The sequence below is a fragment of the Pararhizobium sp. IMCC3301 genome, assembly GCF_030758315.1.
Taxonomy (GTDB): Bacteria; Pseudomonadota; Alphaproteobacteria; order Rhizobiales.
The window spans coordinates 2,864,606-2,888,411 of the sequence record NZ_CP132336.1; the positions used below are offsets into that span (position 1 = coordinate 2,864,606).

Here is a 23,806-nt window from a genome sequence, read left to right on the forward strand (position 1 = left end):
CCCGAGATTCAAAATTCCGACCCTGGTGGCAAGATATATCTTTCTGCACGTTTCAGCGCACCGGAGTGGCGCCTTGAAATGTTTACATTCAAAAAAAAGAATGTAATGATGTGTTCGAGGAAATTCACACGAAATTATGTTTCTAAGGCAGGGGAGGGCCTGGTATGACAGAGCTGAAAAACCGGACGAGCAATCCTGTTACCAACCAACAGTCAAATACCGATGCGACACCGTCGCGCCGCAGCTTTCTGCGGGCGGGAGCTGCATCATCGCTGGCAATCGGGGCTGGGCTTTTATCTGGTCCAAGAACGGCTGCCGCCGGCGAAGCCGCCATATTGGAGCCCCGGGACTGGAGCCAGTATCTCGGTGAAGGGGTGGATGCTCGTCCCTACGGCACGCCCTCTCCATTTGAATCGCAGGTGGTGCGCCGCAATGTCGCCTGGCTGACAGCCGATCCCGTGTCATCGGTGAATTTCACGCCGCTGCACGAGCTGGATGGCATCATCACTCCGAACGGGCTGTGTTTTGAACGCCATCATGCTGGCATTGCAGAAGTCGACCCGTCCGAGCACCGCCTGATGATCCACGGCATGGTCGACAAACCACTGGTCTTCACTATGGAGGATCTGAAGCGGTTCCCCCGTGAAAACCATATTTATTTTCTGGAATGTGCCGCCAATTCGGGCATGGAATGGCGCGGTGCCCAGTTGAATGGCTGCCAGTTCACCCACGGGATGGTGCACAATGTGATGTATACCGGAGTGCGGTTGAGCCATCTGCTGAACGCGGCCGGTGTCAAATCCAAAGCCAGATGGATATTGCCCGAAGGCGCTGACAGCGCATTGATGGCGCGTTCGGTTCCGCTGGACAAAGCCATGGATGACTGCCTCGTTGCCTTTGCCATGAATGGCGAGGCACTGCGGCCCGAACAGGGATATCCGATTCGTCTGGTGGTGCCCGGCTGGGAAGGCAATATGTGGATAAAATGGCTGCGTCGCATTGAAATCGGCGATGCACCCTGGCAACTGCGTGAAGAAACCTCGAAATACACCGATCTGATGGAGGACGGCCAGGCCCGCCGCTTTACCTTTGCGATGGACGCCAAATCTGTGATTACCAATCCCTCGCCACAGGCGCCGCTGATGCATGACAAGGGGCAAACCGTCCTGACCGGGCTTGCCTGGTCCGGTCGCGGCACAATTGCCCGTGTCGATATCAGCCTTGATGGAGGCCGCAACTGGCAGACTGCCCGGATTGACGGCCCCAGCCTCGACAAATCCGTTCACCGTTTCTATTTCGATTTCGACTGGGATGGCCGGCCGTTGCTGCTGCAATCGCGGGCAATTGATTCCACCGGCTATGTGCAGCCCACCAAGTCGGATCTGCGGGCGGTTCGCGGTGTGAACTCGATCTATCACAATAATGGTATCCAGACCTGGCATGTCAAAGGTCCGGGGGAGGTGGAAAATGTTGAAGTCTCTTAAGGTCCCTGTCGCCATTGGCCTTGTCATGGTGCTGGCCGGGCCGGTGCTGGCCGGCAGTTTTGACCTCGGCCGTGTCGCCGAAACCGACGAGATTGCGGCTTGGGACATCGATGTCCGCCCGGATGGTCAAGGCCTTCCCGAAGGCTCCGGCACAGTGGCCGAGGGAGAAGTTGTTTTTTCCGAGCGCTGTGCCGCCTGCCACGGTGAGTTTGGTGAGGGTGTTGGCCGCTGGCCGGTGCTGGCGGGAGGCCAGGGCACCTTGACCGATGACCGTCCCATCAAGACCATCGGCTCGTACTGGCCTTATCTGTCGACACTTTATGATTACATCAATCGCGCCATGCCATTTGGTGAATCCGGGACTCTGACAGCGGATGAAATCTATGCCATTACGGCCTATCTGCTGTATATGAACGATGTGGTGACGCAGGAGGATTTTGAACTTTCCAAAGCCAACTTCACCTCTATCCGCCTGCCCAATGAAGACAATTTCTTTTTTGACCCGAGGCCTGATACCCCTGTCTTCGACACCACGGAAGCCTGTATGACGAATTGCAAATCCGAGGTGACAATCACAGGCCGTGCCCGGATACTGGATGTCACGCCGGACGTCGAAGACGATGACAACGCATCTGGCTCGATTGACTGATTAAAAGCTCAGGTTTGACTTGGGGGCAGGACAGACATGTTGCAGGCGGCTGACCTGGCGGCGTTGACGCGGTTGCGTCAGACGTTGCATCAGGCTCCGGAATTGTCCGGAGAAGAAGTCAAAACAGCGCGTTTCATAGCCACCTGGCTGGAGGAATTTTCTCCCGATGAGATCATCACCGGCCTCGGTGGACACGGCGTAGCCGCGATTTATTACAGCCGGCGCTCAGGTCCGACCATCCTGATTCGCTGCGAGCTGGACGCGCTTCCCATCGTGGAAATTTCTGACAGGCCGTACCGCTCACAGCAAAGCGGCACCGCTCATTTATGCGGTCATGACGGTCATATGGCGATTGTCTGCGCGGTTGCGATGATCCTGCATGGAAACCGGCCGCAAACCGGCCGGGTAGTGTTGTTGTTTCAGCCCGCCGAGGAAACTGGCGCTGGGGCTGAGGCCGTCATCGCTGACCCGGATTTTGCCCGCATTCAACCCGATTTTGCGTTTGCCATGCATAATGTACCCGGATTCAATCTGGGTGAAGTGTATTTGAAAAGCGGCGCTCTCAATTGCGCTTCACGCGGGATGCGTGTCAGATTTGAGGGCAGAACCTCGCACGCCTCCAACCCCGAAGACGGCGTATCCCCGATGACCGCCATGACTGTATTCATGAACGGGATCACCGCGATGAGCCGGGGCGGTAAAGCTGATGACGAGTTTGTTCTGACCACAATCGTTCACGCATTCCTTGGCGAGGCCGCCTTTGGCATTGCCCCCGGCGCGGCGGAAGTCTGGACCACATTGCGCACCGCGACCGAAGAGCGGATGCGGGCACTGGTCGTTGCGTCGGAACAATTGGCCCGCACCACTGCGGCAGATGCGGGTTTGAGTTATTTCATCCGCTATCAGGATATATTTCCGACTTGTCACAATGATGTGGACGCCACGCAAATGGTGGTTGGGGCCGCGCAGGCAGAAAACATCCCCTGTCACTTGCTTGATGCGCCGATGCGCTGGTCGGAGGATTTCGGTGCGTTCGGCCGCCACTGCAAGGCTGCGATGTTCTTCCTGGGGTCGGGCACGAAGCAGCCGCAATTGCACAATCCGGATTTTGATTTTCCCGATGCTCTGATCGGGCCGGCTGCGCGGATTTTCATCCGCATCATCAAAAATGTGCTGTAGCCTGTTCCACCGCTATCCGCCAGCGCGCCGATGGGCTGAGGGATGTCTTGCGCTCAGGGTGTTTTGAATCCGGATTTGCGGCGCACCCGGACAACCACTTCAACCCGGGTAATTTCCATGCCTTCTGGTGGCTCTGGAAGCATGCCGACGGAAAATCTCTGCGCCGGAATATCGATCACCATCTGGTCATCTTCGACAAAGAAATGATGGTGATTGGCGACATTGGTATCGAAATAGGTTTTTGAGCCATCAACAGGGACAGCGCGCAGCAGCCCGGCATTGGTGAATTGGTGCAGCGTATTATAGATCGTCGCCAGCGAAACCTTGATGTTCAGGCCATCCGCCTCTTCGTGCAGAGCCTCGGCACTTATGTGCCGGTGTCCCCTGGAAAACAGCATCTCGGCAAGCGCGACGCGCTGGCGAGTCGGGCGCAAATGATGATCGCGCAGCAAATCCACCACGCCTGTTTCGTTCATCGCTTCGTGCTTCATTGTTGCATGCGGTGTTTGGGTTCCGCCCATGGAGCCTCAATCCTTGCTGTTTGCCTCTTTCAACAATAGGCAGTGCGCGTTAAAACCGCAAGGTTTTGCTGCATCCGCGAAATGCTGCGCGCGTCTGTATTTGAACCCGAACTGCTCTTTTCGTGGGAACATGCTTGTGTTACGGACAGCAATGTTTCGGTGGTGTCAGCATGCCATCGGCCCTCATCTCGGAGAAAGAATTTAAGTGAGCGATAAACAGATTTCAGGCGAACCCCAGATCACGCGCCCATCTTCATTTGACAAGGCAGCTCTGCTGGAATGCGGTCATGGCCGGCTTTTCGGACCGGGCAATGCCCAGTTGCCTTTGCCGCCGATGCTGATGTTCGATCGCATCACCGCGATTTCCGAAGAGGGAGGCGAATATAATAAGGGCCTGATCCGGGCCGAATATGACATTAATCCGGATCTCTGGTTCTTTGCCTGTCATTTTGAAGGGGACCCGGTCATGCCGGGTTGTCTCGGGCTTGACGCGATGTGGCAATTGCTCGGCTTTTATCTTGGCTGGCTTGGCGAACCGGGCCGCGGCCGCGCCCTGTCTGTGGGTGAAGTCAAGTTTTCCGGAATGGTAACGCCGGATATCAAACGCATCGAATATGGCATCGAAATCAAACGCGTCATGCGTTCACGTCTGAAATTGGGTATCGCTGATGGCTGGCTAAAGGCCGATGGCGAAACTATCTATCAGACCAAGGATTTGCGAGTCGGTCTGTTCCAGACCGAAGCCCAAACCGAAGCCCAAACCGAAGCATAGGCAACATTTTTGATCGATATAAGGAGCCGAACCATGAAACGCGTTGTCGTTACAGGCATGGGCATTGTGTCCTCAATTGGCAATAACAAAGCCGAAGTTCTGGACAGTCTCAAGACCGCCCGCTCGGGCATCACCCGTTCGGAAGAATATGCCGAACTTGGCTTTCGCTGCCAGGTTTACGGAAAGCCGACACTCGATCCATTCACTCTGGTTGACCGGCGTGCAGCCCGGTTCATGGGTATGGGATCAGCCTGGAACTGGGTTGCCATGCAGGAAGCCATAGAGGATTCCGGCCTGGAAGAGAGTGACATTTCCAACCCGCGAACCGGCATCATAATGGGCTCCGGCGGCCCCTCGACCAAGACAGTCATTGAGGCCGCCGCGACCACCATCGAGAACAAATCGCCCAAACGCATCGGCCCCTTTGCCGTTCCCAAGGCGATGTCCTCCACAGCGTCTGCGACACTGGCGACGCCCTATAAAATTCTCGGCGTCAACTATTCCATCTCCTCGGCCTGTGCCACCTCAAATCATTGCATCGGCAATGCCTATGAGACGATTCAGATGGGCAAGCAGGACATTGTGTTTGCCGGAGGCAGCGAGGATCTCGACTGGTCAATGTCGAATCTGTTCGACGCTATGGGCGCCATGACCAGCAAGCACAATGACACGCCGGCGACGGCCTCGCGGGCCTATGACGCGACCCGCGATGGGTTTGTTATCGCCGGGGGCGCCGGCGTTCTGGTTCTGGAAGAACTGGAACATGCCAAAGCGCGTGGCGCAAAAATCTATGGTGAAATTGTCGGCTACGGCGCAACGTCCGACGGCCATGACATGGTGGCACCATCGGGCGAGGGCGCGGTGCGGTGCATGCAGCAGGCACTCTCGACCGTTGAGGGTACTGTGGACTACATCAACACCCATGGCACTTCGACGCCGGTCGGCGACAAGAAGGAAATCGGCGCCATCAAGGAAGTCTTTGGCGAGAAGATCCCCTTCATCTCGGCGACCAAATCCCTTACCGGCCACTCACTCGGTGCTACCGGCGTTCAGGAATCGGTTTACTGCCTGATGATGATGGAGCACAGCTTCATGGCGGAGAGCGCTCATATCACAGAGCTCGACCCGGATTTTGAAGGTGTACCCATTCTGCGTGAGCGCAAGGATACAGAGGTCAGAATAGCTCTGACCAATTCATTTGGCTTTGGCGGCACCAACGCAACTCTTGTTTTCCGCCGCGACGTGTAAGGGGCGCTGAAGTGACTGAGACAACAAAAGATATTCCCTGTTCTGCAGCCGGATTGATGCGCGGTAAGCGTGGACTTATCATGGGTGTTGCGAATGATCATTCGATCGCCTGGGGAATTGCAAAAGCCTTGCATGCGGAAGGTGCGGAGCTTGCCTTCACCTATCAGGGAGAAGCGTTCGGGCGGCGCGTCAAGCCGCTGGTGGAAAGTGTCGGTTCCGACCTGCTGATTCCCTGCGATGTGGAGGATCTGGCCAGCGTTGACAACGTGTTTGAGGCCCTCAAGAAGCGTTGGGGCAGCATTGATTTTCTGGTGCATGCCATTGCCTTTTCCGACAAGAACGAACTGAAAGGCAAATATGCCGCGACCAGCCGCACGAATTTCTCGCGCACCATGCTGATTTCCTGTTTCTCATTCACCGAAATTGCCGCCCGTGCTGCCGAGATCATGCCCGATGGCGGTGCGCTGCTTACGCTGACATATGGCGGTTCCTCGCGTGTTATGCCGAATTACAACGTCATGGGCGTTGCGAAAGCGGCGCTGGAAGCATCGGTGCGCTATCTGGCAGGTGATTTTGGCGCCCAGGGCATTCGCGTCAACGCCATTTCCGCAGGCCCGGTGCGCACTCTGGCCGGAGCGGGTGTGGCTGATGCCCGTCTGATGTTTGATTTTCAGGAAAAGAATTGTCCGCTGCAGCGCAATGTCACCATTGAGGATGTCGGTGGCAGTGCGCTTTATCTGCTGTCTGAGCTGTCACGCGGCGTGACTGGTGAAATCCACTTCGCCGACAGCGGATATAATATTCTTTCCATGCCCCGGCTGGAGCAATTGAAAGCTATCAGAACCTGATTTAAAGCCGACTTCGTCATTATTCGCTGATAAGCCGGCTTATAATTGCCCAAAAAGCGCTTTTCTCGCGACTTTAGTCGTGTTTGCCCTGCAAACGCCTTGCCGGATCATGGAATGAGGCCCATATTGCGCTGCAGTATGACGATTGATCTCGCCCGAAACCCAAGGTTTTCCCAAGTGCCCTTTTATCACTGGTATGAAATGAGTCATGCCGCGTTCGCCCCTTTGCGCGCGGTCGCAGATGCTACCAAATTGTATTACGATAACCCGCTCAACCCGCTGTCTCACAGCGCCTTCGGCAAGAATGTCTCTGCCGCTTGCGAATTGTTCGAGCGCACCACGCGGCGCTACGGCAAACCGGTATTCGGTCTGGAGACCACCGAAATTGATGGCATCGAGGTTCCGGTGCGCGAGAAAACCGTCTGGTCGCGGCCGTTTTGCAATCTTGTCCACTTCCAGCGGCCCAACCCGACACGGCGCAAGACATCTGCGCCGGAGCCCAAACTGCTCATCGTTGCGCCAATGTCCGGCCACTATGCCACCCTGCTGCGCGGCACTGTGGAAACCATGCTGCCCTATTACGATGTCTATGTCACAGACTGGATTGATGCCCGCGCGGTTCCGATGAGCGAAGGCGGTTTCGATCTGGATGATTATATCGACTATCTGATCCAGATATTCGGCCATCTCGGCAAGGGCGCTCATGTCATGGCGGTCTGCCAGCCATCTGTGCCCGTGCTTGCCGCCGCAGCTCTGATGGATGAAGCGGATCATCCGGCGCTGCCCGCGTCAATGGTGCTGATGGGGGGCCCGATTGACACCAGAATCAATCCTACTGCTGTCAACAAGATGGCCGAGGAAAAGGATCTGGAGTGGTTTGAGACCAATGCCGTGATGAAGGTGCCGTTCCCGCATCCCGGTTTCATGCGCCCGGTCTATCCCGGCTTTCTGCAACTCACCGGCTTCATGTCGATGAATCTCGACCGCCATCTGGACGCCCATAAGGAGTTTTTCAACCATCTTGTTGAAGGCGACGGTGATTCCGCCGACAAGCACACTGACTTCTATGATGAATATATGGCGGTCATGGATTTGACAGCCGAGTTTTACCTTCAGACTGTGGATGCAGTATTCATCAGACACGCCCTGCCAAAGGGCGAATTTACCTATCGCGGCCATCTGGTCGACCCCTCTGCCATTCACCGCATTGCGCTGATGACGGTTGAAGGCGAGAATGATGATATCTCCGGCGTTGGACAGACGCAAGCCGCCCACCGGGTCTGCACCAATCTGCCGGAGGATATGCGCGCTCATTACATGCAGCCCAAGGTCGGCCATTACGGCGTTTTCAACGGATCGCGGTTCCGCTCGGAAATTGCTCCGCGCATCCGCGATTTTACCGCGACTCACAGTGAGCGGCTGTCTGCAGTGAATGCTGCGCCCGCGCCGGTGGCAAAGCAGCCTGCGAAGGCGGTTGCAACCGCACCGGTCAAGAAACAACCATCTGCAGGCGCAGAACAGACCATTGCTGCCAAAACCCGCAAGAGCAGACGCAAAAAGCCGGCGCTGGCCAAAGCCAGAAATGATCTGGCCAGCTTGCTGTTGTCCAAACCGCAGGGTGCTGCGGATGATCTGAAGAAAATTTCGGGGCTCGGACCGAAGCTGGAAAACACGCTTAACCAGATCGGTATTTTTCACTTTGCCCAGATCGCCCGCTTGAGCCGCAAGGCAATTACCGAACTGGATGAAAAGCTGACATTCAAGGGCCGTATTGCCCGCGACAAATGGGTCGAGCAGGCAAAAAAACTGACGGATATGCCTGCGAAAGACGCCTCCCTCGGCTGACAATGCTGTTTGCTTCAAGACAGCAGAAACCTGCCAGGACTGAGCTGACAATGTACCATGATGGCCAGGCCATCATGGTTGAGCTGCGTCCCAATTCACGCGCCAGACGCTACATTTTAAAGCTCGATTCCAAACACCGAAAAGCCATCGTTACCATCCCCAAAGGCGGCAGCCGCAAGCAGGCGGAACGGTTTGCCCGCGATCAGGCCGACTGGATCATCGAGCGGCTCGGGCGGCTGGAAGAGCCTTGCCCGTTTGCGCCGGATGCATGGATTCCACTGCGCGGCGTGCAGCATCGGCTGGTCGCAACAGGGGCCAGGCGAGGGCTGGTAAAACCGGTCGAGGGCGAAGCCGGTGCCGAGCTTCATGTCGCCGGCGCCCCGGACCATTTCGCCCGCCGTGTGCAGGATTTCCTGAAGACCGAAGCGTTGAAAGATTACCGCCGCCTTGTGGCCGTGCACGGCGCGGCGTTAGGCGTGAAACCCGGCGCAATCCGGCTGCGCGACGGCAAAAGCCGCTGGGGATCATGCTCATCGGCAGGCACGCTGAGCTTTTCCTGGCGGCTGATCCTGGCACCGCCGGACGTGCTTGATTATCTGGTCGCCCATGAAGTAGCGCATCTGAAGGAAATGAACCACGGCCCGGATTTCTGGAACCATGTGGCAACGCTCTGCCCGCATTATGAGCGACATCGCCATTGGTTGCGCAGCGAAGGCACCCGGCTCTGGCGGTATGGTTCTGGGTGAAAAACAGAGTGTTTTTCGGACGCAGATGCCATGAAGACTGGATCCCCGGAACAAGTCCGGGGATGACGCTGGAGGGAGGGTTTTCATGGGGGTGGACAGTCTGCCATCCGGCAAATCCGTCCCTGAACAATTCGCCGCACTACCCCATCCCGTCATCCCCGGACTTGTTCCACTGGTGTCCGGTTTAAAATCGGTGGACATGTTGCATGGTATTGATTCTACTTGTTTCCAACGGTTTAGCGAACGTTATGGACACGAAGTAGAGGTCAACACCATGCGGCATGAGAATAGCGTATTTCACGAGATATTGAAGCATGTTCCCTGGGGCGTGTTTAATCGGCTTGTGGACAAGCACCAATCCGATCATCGTATTCGCCGGTTGAGTACGAAAGATCAGTTTATTGCCATGCTCTACGCGCAGTTTTCAGGCGCTGTCAGTCTGCGCGAGCTTGTTGGCGGGCTGGCCAGCCACCAAAACCGTCTTTATCATCTGGGAAGCCGTCCAGTTCAGCGCTCCACATTGGCTGATGCCAATGCCACCCGGCCAAGCGAGGTTTTTACTGACCTGTTTGCCACTCTTGCAGCACGAGCAGGCCGCGGGATGCGGCGCAAGATCGCAGATGCCACCTATCTGATTGATGCAACCGGTATAAGCTTGTCCGGCATGGGCTCGCAATGGGCCCACTTTTCCCACAAGGCTTGCGGTGCCAAAGCACATATCATCTATGATGCCAATGCCGAGTATCCCGTCTATGCTCAGGTGAGCGCTGCCAATGTCAATGACATTACACCCGCCAAAGCCATGCCTGTTGAACCGGGTGCCACTTATGTTTTTGACTTGGGATATTATGACTTTAACTGGTGGGCCACGCTGGATCAGGCAGGGTGCCGGATTGTCACCCGGCTCAAGAAGAATACAACGCTGAAGGAAACGGTGGTTCTGGATGTGCCCGAAGGCGGCGACATCCTGTTGGACCGTATCGGCCTTCTGCCGCAAAGAACCAAAAACGGCAAGACCCGGTTCACCGACCCGGTACGCGAGGTACAACTCAAAACCCCAACCGGCAAGGTTCTCCGCATTTTAAGCAACGACCTTGATGCCTCGGCGCAGGAAATCGCCGATCTCTACAAGCAGCGATGGGCCATTGAACTGTTCTTCAAATGGGTCAAGCAAACTCTGAAAATCCGCCATTGTGTGGGGCGCAGTGAAAACGCACTGCGCATTCAAATCGCCGTGGCCCTCATTGCCTTCCTGCTGTTGCGGTTTGCACAGAAAACCCAGACGACCATCAAAACGCCCTTGGCTTTCGCCCGCATCATTCGAGCAAATCTCATGCACCGAAAACAAATTGATCGCCTGCTGATGCCTGATCCAATACCCATAAAAAACAGCCACCAGATGGTGCTGTTATGATGCTGAAAGTTAAACCGGACAGTAGTGGACTTGTTCCGGGGATCCAGGTTTCATGACATTGCTTTCAACTATTCTGAGAAAATGAGCACTTCCCCGGGCTGATATCGAATTGCAACTTGGTTGAATTGCTCGCGACTAACCGCGCAACCTGCCGCCGGTGGCCTTTTCAACGGAGGCGACAATGGCGGCGCTGACCGCTGAAATATCCTCATCGGTCAGGGTTTTGTCGCGCGGCTGCAAGGTCACCTCAATCGCCAGGGATTTCTGCCCCGGCTCCATGCGCCCGCCCTCATAAACATCAAAGATCGCGACATTCCGGATCAGCTTCTTGTCGGCGGATCTTGCCGCTTTCAAGACTTTGTCGGCGCTCACATCGGAGCTGACGACAAAGGCAAAATCGCGCGAAACCGGTAGCAGTTCGGGCAGATCAAGCGCGGCTTTGGTGCGCGTAGTCTTGGCCCGCGGTGCCGGCAGATTCTCCAGAATGATCTCAAACCCGACCACCGGCCCGTCCACATCGAATTGTTTCAAGATGGCCGGGTGCAGCTCTCCGAAGGTTCCGAAAATCTGCTTTGGCCCCAGTTGAATACGCCCCGAACGGCCGGGATGATACCAGGCCGGAGCCTCTGCCACCACTTGCAGATTGGCCACCGGTGCGCCCAGTTCGGCGAGCACGCCAAAGGCATCCGCCTTGGCGTCGAATGCATCGACATTGCGTGCCGCACCGCGCCAGTCACGGCCTTCATGGGTCAGTTGCATGGCCCCGCGTCGAACCCCGGTTGCACCGGTTTTCTGCGCGTCCGGCTGGTCACCGGTGAAAATCTGCCCAACTTCAAACAGCGCGAGATTGTTGATGCCGCGATCACCGTTGCGCTGCAGCGCGCTGATAAGATTGGGTAACAGGCTGGGCCGCATATCCGACAGATCGCTGGAAATCGGATTGGCCAGTGCCAGTTCCCGCTGACCGCCGCCAAAGGCTTCAGCCTGATCTTTTGCCAGAAACGACCATGTCACAGCTTCCATCATGCCGCGGGAGGCCAATGCCCGCCGGGCCCTGCGTTCCCGGGTCTGGCGAAGTGTCAGGATCGGGCCCTGGACATGGTCGCCGCGCTCAATCGGGCGGTGCGCAATCTCATTGACCCCGACAATGCGCATCACCTCTTCGACAATATCGGCCTTGCCATCGACATCCGGCCGCCAACTGGGCACCGACACCTGGACACTATCGCCGCTGCCGCTCACCGGGAAGCCGAGGCTTTCCAATATGGCGTTGGTGCGCTGGCGCGGCACGTCAAGGCCGGTCAGTCGCTGGATGTCGGAATAGGGGAAATCCACGGTCTTGGCCGGTGCCGGAACCGCACCGGCGAGCAACACATTGCTTGGCTCGCCGCCACAGAATTCCAGCACCATCCGGGTTGCCAGTTCAAGACCGGGCAGCATCATCGCCGGGTCAACGCCGCGCTCGAACCGGAAGCGGGCATCGGAATGGATGCCGAGATCCCGTCCGGTACGGGCGATGTTTAAGGGTTCCCAAAGCGCCGATTCAATCAGCACATTTGTGGTATCTTGCGAACAGCCGCTGGCTTCGCCGCCCATCACCCCGGCAATGGACTCCAGCTCCTTGTCATCGGCAATGACGCAGATATCCGGATTGACCTGGTAGCTCTTGCCATCGAGTGCGACGATTTCCTCGCCGTCTTTGCCGCGCCGGACCACCAGATCACCATTTACCTTATCCGCATCGAAAACATGCAGCGGGCGGCCACGATCAAAAGTAATGAAGTTGGTTATGTCCACCAGCGCGTTGATTGGCCGCAGACCGATGGCTGTGAGGCGCTGTCGCAGCCACTGCGGCGATGTGCAGTTCTGAATGCCGCTGATCAGGCGCAGGCCGAAGGCTGGGCACAAGGGCTCGGTGTCGCTAAATTCCAGCGAAACCGACACCGGGCACGCGCCCTTGCCTTCAACGGCGGCAATGCTGCCGTCCTTGAGTGTGCCAAGACCGGCAGCGGCCAGATCGCGGGCAATGCCGTAAACACCCAGGCAATCCGGCCGGTTTGGCGTCACGGCAATTTCAATCACCGGATCATCCAGCCCGGCATAGGCGGCAAAGGAAGATCCGACCGGCGCATCCGTCAGACTGTCTTCGGGCAGATCAATGATGCCCTCATGATTGTCCGACAGTTCCAGCTCGCGTTCTGAGCACATCATTCCGGAGCTTTCCACGCCGCGAATGCTGGATGTGCCAAGCGTCAGGTCAATTCCGGGCACATAGGTGCCGGGACCGGCAAAGGCCCCGATCAGCCCGGCGCGGGCATTGGGCGCGCCGCACACAACCTGAACCGGTGTACCGGAGCCGGTATCCACTGACAGCACGCGCAGTTTATCGGCATCGGGATGCTGTTCGGCAGTCAGCACTTTGGCAATGGTGAAAGGCTTGAACCGGGCGCGGTCATCGACCGCTTCCACTTCCAGTCCGATCATCGTCAGCGCATCGACGATTTCATCCAGCGATGCGCTGGTGTCGAGATGGTCTTTCAACCAGGAGAGGGTGAATTTCATGTCTCTGTCTCCCTATACGCGGCTCAACCCGCCGAACAATGTCGGCAGATCGAGCGGGCGGAAACCGTAATGCTCGATCCAGCGGGCATCGGCGTCGAAAAAGGCGCGTAAATCCGGCATGCCGTATTTCAGCATGGCAATCCGGTCGATCCCCATGCCCCAGGCAAAGCCCTGATATTCATCGGGATCAAGACCACCGGCTTTCAGCACATTGGGATGCACCATGCCGCAGCCCAGAATTTCCAGCCAGTCATCGCCCTGGCCGATTTTCACATTGTCGCCGGAGCGGTCGCAGCGAATGTCGACTTCCAGCGACGGTTCGGTGAAGGGGAAAAAGCTGGGGCGAAAGCGCATATCAACTTCCGGAACTTCGAAAAAGGCTTTGCAGAACTCCGCCAGCACCCATTTCATGGTACCCACCGTCGAGGTTTTATCGACCACCAGACCTTCGATCTGATGGAACATCGGTGTGTGGGTCTGATCGCTGTCACAGCGATAGGTGCGGCCCGGTATGACCACCCGGATCGGCGGCTCCTCGGCCTTCATGGTGTGGATCTGCACCGGCGAGGTATGGGTGCGCAGCAACAGACGCTCGCCATCCTCTTTCGGATTGAAGAAGAATGTATCGTGCATTTCCCGCGCCGGATGGCCTTCGGGGAAATTCAGCGCCGTGAAATTGTAATAGTCGGTTTCAATATCCGGGCCTTCAGCGATGGAAAATCCCATATCGGCAAAAATCGCGGTGATTTCGTCCACCACCTGGGACACAGGATGAATGCGGCCGCGCTCCGCCGGGCCGGCCGGCACCGGCAGGGTGATGTCGATACGTTCGGTGGCAAGGCGCTGTTCAAGAGCGTCCGCTTCCAGAATATCCTTGCGCGCGGCAATCGCATCGGCGACTTCGTTTTTCAGCGCATTCAGGGCCGGGCCCATGATTTTGCGCTCCTCGACATCCATCCGGCCAAGAGACTTCATCGCCTCGGAAATGGAGCCTTTCTTGCCAAGGCTGGCAACGCGCACCGCTTCCAGCTTCGCTTCATCTGCCGCTGCCGCAATATCAGACAATACGGATTGCTTTAATGTGTCCAGATCACTCATTGGAGACTTCCGATGTTCAAGATTTCAATTCAATCGATGGCGCGTCAACATGACAAAACCCACGCTGGTGCCGCCAACGTGGGTTCAGTGTCAGGCCCCAACAGGGCCGAAGCAGCGGCTTTGAATCAGGCGAGCGCGGATTGCGCTTTGTCCACCAGAGCTTTGAAAGCAGCAGGCTCATGAATGGCAATGTCAGACAGAACTTTGCGATCCACAGCAATCTCGGCCTTGTTGAGGCCGTCGATAAATCGACCATAGGTCAAGCCATGTTCACGCACAGCAGCGTTGATGCGCTGAATCCACAAGGCGCGGAAATTGCGTTTTCTGGTTTTGCGGTCGCGATAGGCGTATTGACCGGCTTTCTCCACTGCCTGCTTGGCAACGCGGATGGTATTCTTGCGGCGGCCATAATAACCTTTGGCAGCTTTGATAACTTTTTTATGACGGGCGTGGGCGGTAACGCCCCGTTTAACTCGGGCCATCTTCTGTATTCTCCGGTAAGATCAATTAGGCGTAAGGAAGGAATTTCTTCACGATACGAGCATCCTGGGCACACAGCACCGTGGTGCCCCGCGCCTGACGGATGAATTTCTTGCTGCGTTTTATCATGCCATGGCGTTTGCCGGCCTGCGCAACCTTGATCTTTCCGCTCGAAGTGACCTTGAAGCGCTTTTTCGCACCCGATTTGGTCTTCATTTTGGGCATTTTGCTCTCCTTGGTTTGTCTTTGTCAGCCCGGAGTTCCCTGATGCGCTGGAAGCGCCTCGGCAACTCACTGTGTGGGCTGGAGCATTTTGAACGGACTCGGCATGCCCTGCCGGCCAGTTCCAATGAAGCCGCAGCTTATAACGGGGTGTGGCGGTGAGGGCAAGGGGGTGTTTGACGATTCTGCTGATTGCGCAACAGCGCGCTGCCTCTGTCTCTTCAGAGGAATTTACGGCCATGTTTGCCCGGCGCAATGCCAAGATGCGCGGCCACGGTTTGGGCCATATCGGCAAAGCTGGTGCGCACACCGATTTCCAGTGGTGCTATGTCCGGCCCAAAGGCCAGGATCGGAACCTGTTCGCGTGTATGATCCGTGCCGGTCCAACTCGGATCGCAGCCATGATCGGCAGTGATGATCGCCATATCTCCCGCCTGCATCTGCCCGATGAAGCGCGGCAGCATGGCGTCGAACGCTTCCAGCGCCGCCGCATAGCCTGGCACGTCGCGGCGATGGCCGAACAACATGTCAAAATCAACAAAATTGACGAACACCAGATCGCCGTCCCCGGCCAGGGTTTCCGCCTCCATCATCGCCTCGAACAAGGCCGGATTGCCGCTCGCCTTGATGGATTTCGTAATCCCTTTCGCGGCAAAGATATCGGAGATTTTTCCCACTCCGATGACCTGCCGGCCGGCGGCTTTCAGGCGGTCAAGCAATGTATCTTCGGTGGGTTCGATGGCATAGTCGCGGCGGTTGCCGGTGCGTTCGAACTCGGCCGCGCTTTCGCCGTTAAACGGTCTGGCAATAACCCGGCCTATGACCAGATCATAGGTCAACTCACGGGCAATCTGACAAAGTTGGTACAGCCGGTCGAGACCAAAATGGCTCTCATGGGCTGCAATCTGCAGCACTGAATCCGCCGACGTGTAGAAAATCGGCTTTCCGCTGCTGATATGCGCTTCACCAAGCTCTTCAATAATCGCTGTCCCGGAGGCATGCTTGTTACCCAGAATACCGGGCAGACCGGCTTGCTCCACAATTGCGGCAATCAGTTCGTCCGGGAAACACGGTTCGGTGTCGGGAAAATAGCCCCAGCTGAATGGCACTGGCAGTCCGGCAATCTCCCAGTGCCCGGAAGGCGTGTCCTTGCCGGTGGAAATTTCCCGTCCCACACCCCAGGCCGCATCAATGGGCCCGGAATAGTCCAGTCCCGCAGGGCGCCTCCCGGTCGATAATTTTGCTGCTGCACCAAGCCCCAGCCGGTCCAGATTGGGCAGTTGCAGTGGCCCGGCGCGCAGGCCGTCCCGGTCACCGCCGCCTCTGGCACACTGCTCGGCGATATGTCCCAGCGTATTTGACCCTTCATCGCCGAAGGCGGCAGCATCCGGCGCGCCGCCAATGCCGAAACTGTCCATGACAATCAAAAACACCCGCGCCATCACAAACCCTCCTGCCCGCCTGCAAAATCCTCCGGTCCAAGACGATGCAGGATAACCGGGTTGTGTTCTACCTCGCCGCCGATTTCATAGCAGGCCTGCAACGCCGCCGCCGCTGCCTCTGCGCGGGCTTGCGAGCTGGCGTGGACCCGGCCGAGCGGCGTCTGATGATCCACCATATCACCAATCCCGGCCAGAGCCGAAAACCCGACCGAATAGTCGAGCTGGTCATCCGGCGTGGTGCGCCCGCCGCCAAGACCGATGACGGCGAGGCCGATGTCGCGGGTCTTGATCCGGCTGACCGGTCCGGCCTCATCAGCAAACACATCGCGGATAATCGGTGCCACCGGCAGATGTCGTCCAGCTGCGCTGATGAAATCAGCCGGACCGCCAAGGGCTGCCACCATGCGCTCGAACACTTCAGCCGCCTGGCCATTTTCCCAGACCTTTTGCAACGCCGTGTGGGCGTCCGCTGTATCGCTGTAGAGACCGCCCAGAACCAGCATTTCCGCACACAGTGCCAGCACAATGCGCTCCATCCGCGGCATCGGCCGGGCGCGGGTCAGGAAGTCCACTGCGTTCTGCACTTCAACTGCATTGCCGGCAGCATTAGCCAGCGGCTGATTCATATCAGTCACCAGGGCCAGGGTCGGCAGGCCAGCGCCATTTGCCACCGTGCCCAGAGAATTGGCAAGGCCAAGCGCCTGCGCCTCCGTCGCCATAAAGGCGCCATTGCCGCATTTCACATCCAGCACCAGCGCCGAAAGCCCTGCGGCGAGTTTCTTCGACAGGATTGATGCGGTGATCATGGCTTCCGATTCCACCGTCGCGGTGACATCGCGAATGCCGTAAATCAACTTGTCTGCAGGGGCGAGGTTGGCTGTCTGGCCGATAATCGCACAGCCGATGTCGCGCACGGTCTTCCGGAACAGGGCATTATCCGGGCTGGTCTGATAGCCGGGAATGGCGTCAAATTTGTCGAGCGTGCCGCCGGTATGGCCAAGGCCGCGCCCCGAAATCATCGGCACATAGCCGCCGCAGGCCGCTACCAGCGGTGCCAGCATCAGCGACACATTATCGCCGACACCGCCGGAGGAATGCTTGTCCAGCGCCGGACCCGGCAGATCCGACCAGTCCAGCACATCACCGCTGTCGCGCATCGCCTCGGTCAGGGCCACACGTTCGGCCATGGTCATGTCGTTGAAATACACCGCCATGGCGAAGGCGGAAATCTGCTCGGCCTTGACGCTTTGCCCGACCAGTCCGTTGATCAGAAACTTGATTTCATCGGCTTCCAGCGCAAATCCATCACGCTTTTTGCGGATCAACTCTTGAGGCAGATAGCTCAATAGCCCGTTCCCCTGGTTTCCTCGCGCCCTTCTATGGCGGCGATCAGGGCATTCAGCACGCTGCTGGCGCCAAGGCGGAATGTGTCGGGATCGGGCACCTTGTCACCACGGACCCGCTGTGCCACTTCAAAATAGGCAACCGCATCCGCTGCGGACTTCATGCCGCCGGCGGGTTTGAAGCCTTTTGTCGCACCGCTGTCGGCGATTACTGACAACAGGATTTCCGCCGCTTCCAGCGTGGCATTGACCGCGACTTTGCCGGTTGAAGTTTTCAAAAAGTCCGCGCCTGCCGCAAGCGCCAATTCAGAGGCTGCTCGTATCAGTTCGGGCGTCTTCAACGCGCCGGTCTCCAGAATGACTTTCAGCACTTTCTCACCGCAAATGCGCTTGATCCTCACAATCTGCGTTTCGGCAAACCCGGCACGGCCTTCAGCCAGTGCCTGATAGGCCATCACCAGGTCGATCTCATCGGCACCGTCGCTCAGGGCCTGACGGGTTTCTTCTTCCACCGCCAGCGTGGCTTCGCCGCCTTGCGGGAAATTCACCACGGTTACGACCTTGATGCCGGTTCCGGCGAGCAGCTTTTTTGCCTCATTGACAAAGCGCGGCCAGATACAGACCGCAGCGACATTGCCGTGCGGCGTCTGTGCTTTTTTGCACAGTTCGGCCAGTGCCGCTGAATCGCAATCATCATTCAGATTTGTCAGATCGAGACAGCGAATCAGACCTTTCAGCAATCCGGTATCAGTCATGTTCTTGCCAGTTCCTCCAACACACCACCAATCAGCGCTTTCAGCTTTTCCGTCGCTTTCGGCGCATTCTCTTTGGTTTCATCATGTGACAGTTCCTGCCCGGTCATCCCGGCAGCCAGATTGGTGATAGCAGACAGCGCCACCACGCGCATATCGAAAAAGCGCGCCAGAATGGCTTCCGGAACAGTTGACATGCCCACCGCGTCAGCGCCGACAATTCGCGCCATGTTGATTTCCGCCGGGGTTTCGAAGGACGGGCCGGAAAACCACATATAGACGCCATGGTGAAGCGTGATGGACTGACGTTCTGCGATCCGGTCAAACCGGTCGCGCAGGCTCTTGTCATAGGCTTCGGTCAGGCCGACAAACCGCCGGTCCGACGACTCCCGGAACAGCGGGTTGGAGCCGGAGAAATTAATGTGATCGGTAATCAGCATTGCGGAACCCGGAGCCATTTTTGGGTGCAGCGATCCGGCGGAATTGGTCAGCACAACCATGTCACAGCCCAGCGCCTTCATCAGAGCGATCGGTCGGCGCATCACCGCTGCGTCTTCCTGCTCGTAAAAATGCGAACGCCCGGAATACAGCACCACCGGCAAGCCGGCCAGATCCCCCGCAATCATCATGCCGGCATGGCCGGAAACGCCGGATGCGGGAAATCCGGGCAACTCGGTAAAGGGGATTTCAATGCGGTTCTCCACCATGTCGGCGAGCCCGCCCAGACCGGAGCCGAGGATGAGACCGGCTGAAAAGCGTCGCCCGGTCGACTGGCGCACCAGTCTCAATGCGTCAGTCGCCTCGGCGCTGGCAAGATCGGATATCTCGCTCATGAGCGGTCCAGTTCAAAGCTGGCGGGCAGCAGATCACCCAGTGTGAAGGTCTCGACAATGCCACTATCTTTCGCGATGTGCACCGGCACATCTGCCGAGCCGAATTCGGCAAGGCGCTGACGGCAGCCACCGCAGGGAGTGCAGAACACATCGCCCGTGCCGATGACACAGACTTCGGCAATGCTTTGTTCGCCATCCATCACCATGTGGGAAATGGCTGAGGTTTCCGCGCACCAGCCTTCCGGATAGGCGGCATTTTCAATATTGCAGCCCGCATAGATTTTTCCGTTGCGACCGCGAATCGCAGCCCCGACCGAAAACTGCGAAGCCGGCGCATAGGCTTTGGCCCGCGCAGCAAGGGCTGCTTCAAACAGATCCCTGGACATCGTTCAGCGCTCCTTGACGTAGGGCACGCCTCCCGCCTTTGGCGGCGTTGCCTTTCCAATGAAACCAGCCAACAGCACAACTGTCAGCACATAGGGCAGGGCCTGCATCACCTGTCCGGGAACAATGCCGATGCCCGGCAGCGAGATTTGCGGATACTGGATCGGGATCGCCTGCAGCAGCCCGAACAACAGGCAGGCCATCATCACCGGAACCGGCTTCCATTTGGCAAAGATCAGCGCGGCCAGTGCGATAAAGCCCCGGCCCGCCGTCATGTCCTTGGTAAAGCCGGAGGCTTGAGCGATCGACAGATAGGCACCGGCAAACCCGCACAGCACACCGCAGACGATAACCGCGCGATAGCGCAGCCAGATCACCGATATTCCAGCTGTATCAACCGCCGCCGGGTTCTCGCCAACGGCGCGCAGGCGCAGGCCGAAGCGGGTGCGGAACAGCACCCACCACGACAGCGGCACCGACAGAAATGCCAGATACACCAGAATATTGTGACCCGACAGAATGCCTTCATAGAGCGGGCCGATGAAGGGTATGTCTGACAGCGTGTCGGCAAATGGCAGGGTCAATTCGCCAAAGCGGCCATTGGCGCTGAGCTGCGGCGTGCGTCCGCCCTGGGAAAACCATGCCTGTCCGAGCAAAACCGTCAGGCCGAGTGCGATGAAATTAATCGCGACACCGGACACGATCTGGTTGCCGCGCTGACTGATGGAGGCAAACCCGTGCACCAGTGCCAGTGCAACCGAGACCAGAATCCCGGCCAGCAGCCCAAGGGTTGCTGAATCGGTGACACCGGCTGCCGCTGCGGCGCCAAAGGCAGCACCCAGCATTTTGCCTTCCAGGCTGATGTCGAAAATACCCGACCGCTCGGAAAAAAGCCCGGCCAGAGCGGCGAACAACAGCGGGACGCTGAGCCGCACCATGGAATCCAGCAACAGCGGCAGTTTGATCAGGAAATCGTCCATCGCGGCCTCCTAGAGCGTCTCATGGTTACATTGCATCATTTGACCGGTTTTGCGCGTTTGCCGGCGAGGCACACTTCGCGCCGTGGTCTTCATGACCACAAGTGGAGTGTAACGACGTCCGGCGGGCGTGCAAAGCCGGCCTTCGGTGCTCCATATCAGCCCACCGGACAGCGTTAGCCAACTTGCCCGATGCGCCGCCCCAAGTCGTAATGGGAGCGGCGTTGACTGCCTTGCCGATGAACTGATCTGGAGCATCAAATGGTTCAATGTAACCATGAAACGCTCTATTCCGCCGGTACAAGCGGGGGTTCGCGTCCAGCAAACAACCGCGTCAGGCCGGGACGGAACATATGTTCAAGAGCCCCGGCAAACAGAATCACCAGTCCTTGAATGACAACAATCATGTCGCGGGTGATAGCGGGCATGGCAAAGGCCAGTTCCGCACCGCCCTGATATAAAATGCCGAACAACAGGGCCGCCAGCACGATGCCGACAGGGTGGGAGCGACCCATCAGCGCCACGGCAATTCCGACAAAGCCGTAGCCAGCGGTGAAATTATCCTGCAGTTTCTGGGCCTGACCCATCACTTCATTGAGCGCCATCATTCCCGCCAGAGCGCCGGAGATCAGCATCGTCACGACAATGATCTTGGTTGGAGAAATCCCGGCATAGATGGCTGCAGTCTGGTTGAATCCAAAAGTCCGCATTTCATAGCCAAGCCGCGTGCGCCAGATCAGAATATAGACAAAGAGACAACACGCCAGAGCCCAGAAGATCGAAATATTGGCCGGCGAAAAGCCGAAGGCGGGAATGATTTCGCGCAGGAACGGCAAGGTGCCGCCCGCAGCGAAACGGGCCGTGGCGGGTTCCATCGAACCGGGGACTTTCAGCACATTGACCAGTAGATAGACCATCAACGACGCTGCGATAAAATTGAACATAATGGTGGTAATCACAATATGGCTGCCGCGCGTCGCCTGAAGCCAGGCCGGGATCAGCGCCCATGCCGCGCCGAACAGGCCGGCACCGATAATGGCAATGGGAAAGGTGATCCACCACGGGAAGATGTCGCCAAAGGACAGGGCCACCAATGCGACACCCAACCCGCCAATATAGGCCTGGCCTTCACCGCCAATGTTGAACAGCCCGGCATGAAACGCGACCGCCACCGCCAGCCCGGTGAAGATGAAATTGGTGGTGTAGTAAAGCGTGAAGCCGAAGCCTTCGCCATAGCCCAGCGCACCAAAGATCATTTCCTGGACCGCCTGGATCGGGTTTTCACCAATGAACAGCACCACCAGTCCGGACACCAGAAATGCAGCGGTCACATTGAGCAGCGGGATCAGGCCGAAATCCACCCAGCGCGGTAAATCGTTCTTCATTGTGCGGCCTTCGGGCGTTCAATGCCGGCCATCAGCATGCCGATTTCGCCTTCCGGTGTTTCCGGGGCGCACTCGCCGACAATACGGCCTGCAAACATCACCAGAACCCGGTCGGCCAGAGACCGGATTTCATCCAGCTCGACAGACACCAGCAGGATAGCCTTTCCCGCATCCCGCATTTCCACAATGCGCTTGTGGATGAATTCAATCGCGCCGATATCGACACCGCGCGTCGGCTGCCCGATGATCAGCACATCGGGGTCCTGTTCCATTTCCCGCGCCAGAACGATTTTCTGCTGGTTTCCTCCGGAAAAACTGGCGGTTTTGAGCCGGCAATTCGGTGGCCGGATATCATATTTCTCGATCTTCTCGGCGGCGTCCCGGCGCATTGCCGTGATGTCGAGGAAAGGTCCGTTTACATAGGGATCACGCGTCTGATAGCCCAGAATACTGTTTTCGTTTTCCTCAAATGGCAGCACAAGACCCATCTGGTGGCGGTCCTCGGGAACGTGCGCCATACCCTTTTCACGCAACAGCGCCGGGTCAGCTTTGCCGGTGACATGTATTGGTTCGCCTTTCAGCAGAACCCGCCCGCTCTTGGCCGGAAAGATGCCGGAAATTGCCTCAAGCAGTTCCGACTGGCCATTGCCGGCAACGCCGGCAATGCCGACAATTTCCCCGGCGCGCACCTGGAAGGAAACATTATCGACCATGATGACGCCGCGCTCGTCGCGCACCGTCAGGCCGTCCACCTCCAGCAGCACGTCTTGCGGCGCCGCAGGCGCTTTTTCCACATTCAGCAGCACACTGCGCCCGACCATCAATTCGGCCAGCTCCGCCAGACTTGTCTCAGCGGTGGTGACTGTTGCTACCATCTCGCCGCGGCGCATCACCGACACCGTGTCTGTAATTGCCATGATCTCGCGCAGTTTGTGGGTGATCAGAATAATTGTCTTCCCCTGCTCTTTCAACTGCTCAAGAATGCGGAACAGATGGTCTGCTTCCGCAGGGGTCAAAACGCCGGTTGGCTCGTCGAGAATGAGAATATCAGCGCCGCGATACAGCGCCTTCAGGATTTCGACACGCTGCTGAAGCCCAACGGGAAGGTCTTCGATGATCGCATCGGGGTCCACATCGAGCTGATATTCTTCCTCCAGATGCTTCAGATCCTTGCGGGCTTTACCGATGGCTCCGGCCAGCACCGCACCGCCTTCGGCACCAAGTATGATATTTTCCAGCACTGAGAAATTTTCCACCAGCATGAAATGCTGATGCACCATGCCGATACCCGCGGAAATTGCGGCCTGGCTGTCCTTGATTGTGATCGGCTCGCCCTTGATCCGGAGTTCACCGGAATCGGCCTGATAAAAGCCGTAGATAATCGACATCAATGTGGATTTTCCAGCGCCGTTTTCACCGATAATGCCGTGGATCGACCCCTGTTCCACAGACAGGTTGATGTCCTTGTTGGCATGGACCGAACCGAAGCGCTTGTTGATCGCGATCAACTCGATGGCACGCGGAGCGGTTTCCGCAGAGGCGGCCTGGGGATTGGATGGGGTCTGTGACATGACTGTTAAATTACAGGCAAATGTAAAAAACCCCCGCGCCTGGCGCGGGGG

22 protein-coding genes are annotated in these 23,806 nt (G+C 57.6%); 9 read left to right on the forward strand and 13 right to left on the reverse strand.

What is annotated here, in order from left to right; genetic code table 11:
- Window positions 1-272 precede the first annotated feature (272 nt).
- From soxC to RAL88_RS13935, 3 genes are read left to right on the forward strand one after another with little or no spacing between them, the layout of a single operon-like run.
- Window positions 273-1,484 carry a sulfite dehydrogenase gene (gene soxC, locus RAL88_RS13925; RefSeq protein WP_371932183.1) on the forward strand — a complete coding sequence of 404 codons (1,212 nt, stop codon included), beginning with the start codon at window positions 273-275 and terminating at the stop codon, window positions 1,482-1,484.
- Window positions 1,468-2,133, forward strand: coding sequence for a c-type cytochrome (locus RAL88_RS13930; protein ID WP_306264308.1), 666 nt, complete (start codon window positions 1,468-1,470; stop codon window positions 2,131-2,133). The genes soxC and RAL88_RS13930 overlap by 17 nt, the downstream gene beginning before the upstream one ends.
- A 36-nt stretch (window positions 2,134-2,169) precedes the next feature.
- Window positions 2,170-3,312, forward strand: a complete 1,143-nt coding sequence (locus tag RAL88_RS13935; protein WP_306264310.1) for an amidohydrolase — start codon at window positions 2,170-2,172, stop codon at window positions 3,310-3,312.
- 53 nt (window positions 3,313-3,365) lie between these two features.
- On the opposite strand, the gene irrA is transcribed toward RAL88_RS13935, so the two are convergent.
- Window positions 3,366-3,803: an iron response transcriptional regulator IrrA gene (irrA, locus tag RAL88_RS13940; RefSeq protein WP_306269694.1), complete on the reverse strand. Its 438-nt coding sequence runs from the start codon at window positions 3,801-3,803 to the stop codon at window positions 3,366-3,368.
- Between the two features lie 268 nt (window positions 3,804-4,071).
- On the opposite strand from irrA, the gene fabA reads away from it, so the two are divergent.
- The 6 genes from fabA (at window position 4,072) to RAL88_RS13970 (ending at window position 10,706) form a co-directional block, all read left to right on the forward strand.
- Window positions 4,072-4,605 carry a 3-hydroxyacyl-[acyl-carrier-protein] dehydratase FabA gene (gene fabA, locus RAL88_RS13945; RefSeq protein WP_306269696.1) on the forward strand — a complete coding sequence of 178 codons (534 nt, stop codon included), beginning with the start codon at window positions 4,072-4,074 and terminating at the stop codon, window positions 4,603-4,605.
- A gap of 33 nt (window positions 4,606-4,638) precedes the next feature.
- Window positions 4,639-5,853, forward strand: a complete 1,215-nt coding sequence (gene fabB, locus RAL88_RS13950; RefSeq protein WP_306264312.1) for a beta-ketoacyl-ACP synthase I — start codon at window positions 4,639-4,641, stop codon at window positions 5,851-5,853.
- Window positions 5,854-5,909: 56 nt separating this feature from the next.
- Entirely contained in the window at window positions 5,910-6,701 is a 792-nt protein-coding gene (fabI, locus tag RAL88_RS13955) for an enoyl-ACP reductase FabI (protein ID WP_306269698.1), read from the forward strand.
- Window positions 6,702-6,839: 138 nt separating this feature from the next.
- Window positions 6,840-8,546 carry a polyhydroxyalkanoate depolymerase gene (phaZ, locus tag RAL88_RS13960; RefSeq protein ID WP_306264314.1) on the forward strand — a complete coding sequence of 569 codons (1,707 nt, stop codon included), beginning with the start codon at window positions 6,840-6,842 and terminating at the stop codon, window positions 8,544-8,546.
- A 50-nt stretch (window positions 8,547-8,596) separates the two neighbouring features.
- The gene (locus RAL88_RS13965; protein ID WP_306264316.1) at window positions 8,597-9,292 is read left to right on the forward strand and encodes a M48 family metallopeptidase; all 696 of its coding nucleotides are present in this window, start codon (window positions 8,597-8,599) and stop codon (window positions 9,290-9,292) included.
- A gap of 274 nt (window positions 9,293-9,566) precedes the next feature.
- Window positions 9,567-10,706, forward strand: a complete 1,140-nt coding sequence (locus tag RAL88_RS13970; RefSeq protein ID WP_306264318.1) for an IS4 family transposase — start codon at window positions 9,567-9,569, stop codon at window positions 10,704-10,706.
- A 135-nt stretch (window positions 10,707-10,841) separates the two neighbouring features.
- Here RAL88_RS13970 and pheT read toward each other — a convergent pair whose 3' ends face one another.
- The 12 genes from pheT to RAL88_RS14030 form a co-directional block, all read right to left on the reverse strand.
- Window positions 10,842-13,268, reverse strand: a complete 2,427-nt coding sequence (gene pheT / locus RAL88_RS13975; protein WP_306264320.1) for a phenylalanine--tRNA ligase subunit beta — start codon at window positions 13,266-13,268, stop codon at window positions 10,842-10,844.
- Between the two features lie 12 nt (window positions 13,269-13,280).
- Entirely contained in the window at window positions 13,281-14,366 is a 1,086-nt protein-coding gene (gene pheS / locus RAL88_RS13980) for a phenylalanine--tRNA ligase subunit alpha (protein WP_306264322.1), read from the reverse strand.
- 125 nt (window positions 14,367-14,491) lie between these two features.
- Window positions 14,492-14,848 carry a 50S ribosomal protein L20 gene (gene rplT, locus RAL88_RS13985; protein WP_306264324.1) on the reverse strand — a complete coding sequence of 119 codons (357 nt, stop codon included), beginning with the start codon at window positions 14,846-14,848 and terminating at the stop codon, window positions 14,492-14,494.
- Between the two features lie 25 nt (window positions 14,849-14,873).
- The gene (gene rpmI / locus RAL88_RS13990; RefSeq protein ID WP_306264326.1) at window positions 14,874-15,071 is read right to left on the reverse strand and encodes a 50S ribosomal protein L35; all 198 of its coding nucleotides are present in this window, start codon (window positions 15,069-15,071) and stop codon (window positions 14,874-14,876) included.
- Window positions 15,072-15,289: 218 nt separating this feature from the next.
- Entirely contained in the window at window positions 15,290-16,510 is a 1,221-nt protein-coding gene (locus RAL88_RS13995) for a phosphopentomutase (RefSeq protein WP_306264328.1), read from the reverse strand.
- A complete protein-coding gene (gene deoA / locus RAL88_RS14000) occupies window positions 16,510-17,856 on the reverse strand; it encodes a thymidine phosphorylase (RefSeq protein WP_306264330.1) in 1,347 nt (448 codons plus the stop codon). Before deoA ends, RAL88_RS13995 begins: the two co-directional genes overlap by 1 nt.
- Window positions 17,853-18,608, reverse strand: coding sequence for a deoxyribose-phosphate aldolase (gene deoC / locus RAL88_RS14005; RefSeq protein ID WP_306264332.1), 756 nt, complete (start codon window positions 18,606-18,608; stop codon window positions 17,853-17,855). Before deoC ends, deoA begins: the two co-directional genes overlap by 4 nt.
- A complete protein-coding gene (locus tag RAL88_RS14010; protein ID WP_306264334.1) occupies window positions 18,605-19,438 on the reverse strand; it encodes a purine-nucleoside phosphorylase in 834 nt (277 codons plus the stop codon). Before RAL88_RS14010 ends, deoC begins: the two co-directional genes overlap by 4 nt.
- A complete protein-coding gene (gene cdd, locus RAL88_RS14015; protein WP_306264336.1) occupies window positions 19,435-19,824 on the reverse strand; it encodes a cytidine deaminase in 390 nt (129 codons plus the stop codon). Before cdd ends, RAL88_RS14010 begins: the two co-directional genes overlap by 4 nt.
- Before the next feature lie 3 nt (window positions 19,825-19,827).
- Window positions 19,828-20,802 carry an ABC transporter permease gene (locus tag RAL88_RS14020; RefSeq protein ID WP_306264338.1) on the reverse strand — a complete coding sequence of 325 codons (975 nt, stop codon included), beginning with the start codon at window positions 20,800-20,802 and terminating at the stop codon, window positions 19,828-19,830.
- A 284-nt stretch (window positions 20,803-21,086) separates the two neighbouring features.
- On the reverse strand, window positions 21,087-22,184 hold the full coding sequence (locus tag RAL88_RS14025) for an ABC transporter permease (RefSeq protein ID WP_306264340.1): 1,098 nt from the start codon (window positions 22,182-22,184) through the stop codon (window positions 21,087-21,089).
- Entirely contained in the window at window positions 22,181-23,755 is a 1,575-nt protein-coding gene (locus RAL88_RS14030; RefSeq protein WP_306264342.1) for an ABC transporter ATP-binding protein, read from the reverse strand. Before RAL88_RS14030 ends, RAL88_RS14025 begins: the two co-directional genes overlap by 4 nt.
- Window positions 23,756-23,806 lie beyond the last annotated feature (51 nt).

Bases quoted from the DNA above. Each gene is read 5' to 3' on its own strand.
- pheS (WP_306264322.1), bottom strand. From the start codon at position 14,366: ATGAGTGATCTGGACACATTAAAGCAATCCGTATTGTCTGATATTGCG.
- RAL88_RS13935 (WP_306264310.1), top strand. From the start codon at position 2,170: ATGTTGCAGGCGGCTGACCTGGCGGCGTTGACGCGGTTGCGTCAGACG.
- RAL88_RS14030 (WP_306264342.1), bottom strand. From the start codon at position 23,755: ATGTCACAGACCCCATCCAATCCCCAGGCCGCCTCTGCGGAAACCGCT.
- fabB (WP_306264312.1), top strand. From the start codon at position 4,639: ATGAAACGCGTTGTCGTTACAGGCATGGGCATTGTGTCCTCAATTGGC.
- rplT (WP_306264324.1), bottom strand. From the start codon at position 14,848: ATGGCCCGAGTTAAACGGGGCGTTACCGCCCACGCCCGTCATAAAAAA.
- phaZ (WP_306264314.1), top strand. From the start codon at position 6,840: ATGACGATTGATCTCGCCCGAAACCCAAGGTTTTCCCAAGTGCCCTTT.
- rpmI (WP_306264326.1), bottom strand. From the start codon at position 15,071: ATGCCCAAAATGAAGACCAAATCGGGTGCGAAAAAGCGCTTCAAGGTC.
- fabI (WP_306269698.1), top strand. From the start codon at position 5,910: ATGCGCGGTAAGCGTGGACTTATCATGGGTGTTGCGAATGATCATTCG.
- pheT (WP_306264320.1), bottom strand. From the start codon at position 13,268: ATGAAATTCACCCTCTCCTGGTTGAAAGACCATCTCGACACCAGCGCA.
- cdd (WP_306264336.1), bottom strand. From the start codon at position 19,824: ATGTCCAGGGATCTGTTTGAAGCAGCCCTTGCTGCGCGGGCCAAAGCC.
- RAL88_RS13930 (WP_306264308.1), top strand. From the start codon at position 1,468: ATGTTGAAGTCTCTTAAGGTCCCTGTCGCCATTGGCCTTGTCATGGTG.
- RAL88_RS14020 (WP_306264338.1), bottom strand. From the start codon at position 20,802: ATGGACGATTTCCTGATCAAACTGCCGCTGTTGCTGGATTCCATGGTG.
- RAL88_RS13995 (WP_306264328.1), bottom strand. From the start codon at position 16,510: ATGGCGCGGGTGTTTTTGATTGTCATGGACAGTTTCGGCATTGGCGGC.
- irrA (WP_306269694.1), bottom strand. From the start codon at position 3,803: ATGAAGCACGAAGCGATGAACGAAACAGGCGTGGTGGATTTGCTGCGC.
- RAL88_RS14010 (WP_306264334.1), bottom strand. From the start codon at position 19,438: ATGAGCGAGATATCCGATCTTGCCAGCGCCGAGGCGACTGACGCATTG.
- RAL88_RS13965 (WP_306264316.1), top strand. From the start codon at position 8,597: ATGTACCATGATGGCCAGGCCATCATGGTTGAGCTGCGTCCCAATTCA.
- RAL88_RS14025 (WP_306264340.1), bottom strand. From the start codon at position 22,184: ATGAAGAACGATTTACCGCGCTGGGTGGATTTCGGCCTGATCCCGCTG.
- RAL88_RS13970 (WP_306264318.1), top strand. From the start codon at position 9,567: ATGCGGCATGAGAATAGCGTATTTCACGAGATATTGAAGCATGTTCCC.
- deoC (WP_306264332.1), bottom strand. From the start codon at position 18,608: ATGACTGATACCGGATTGCTGAAAGGTCTGATTCGCTGTCTCGATCTG.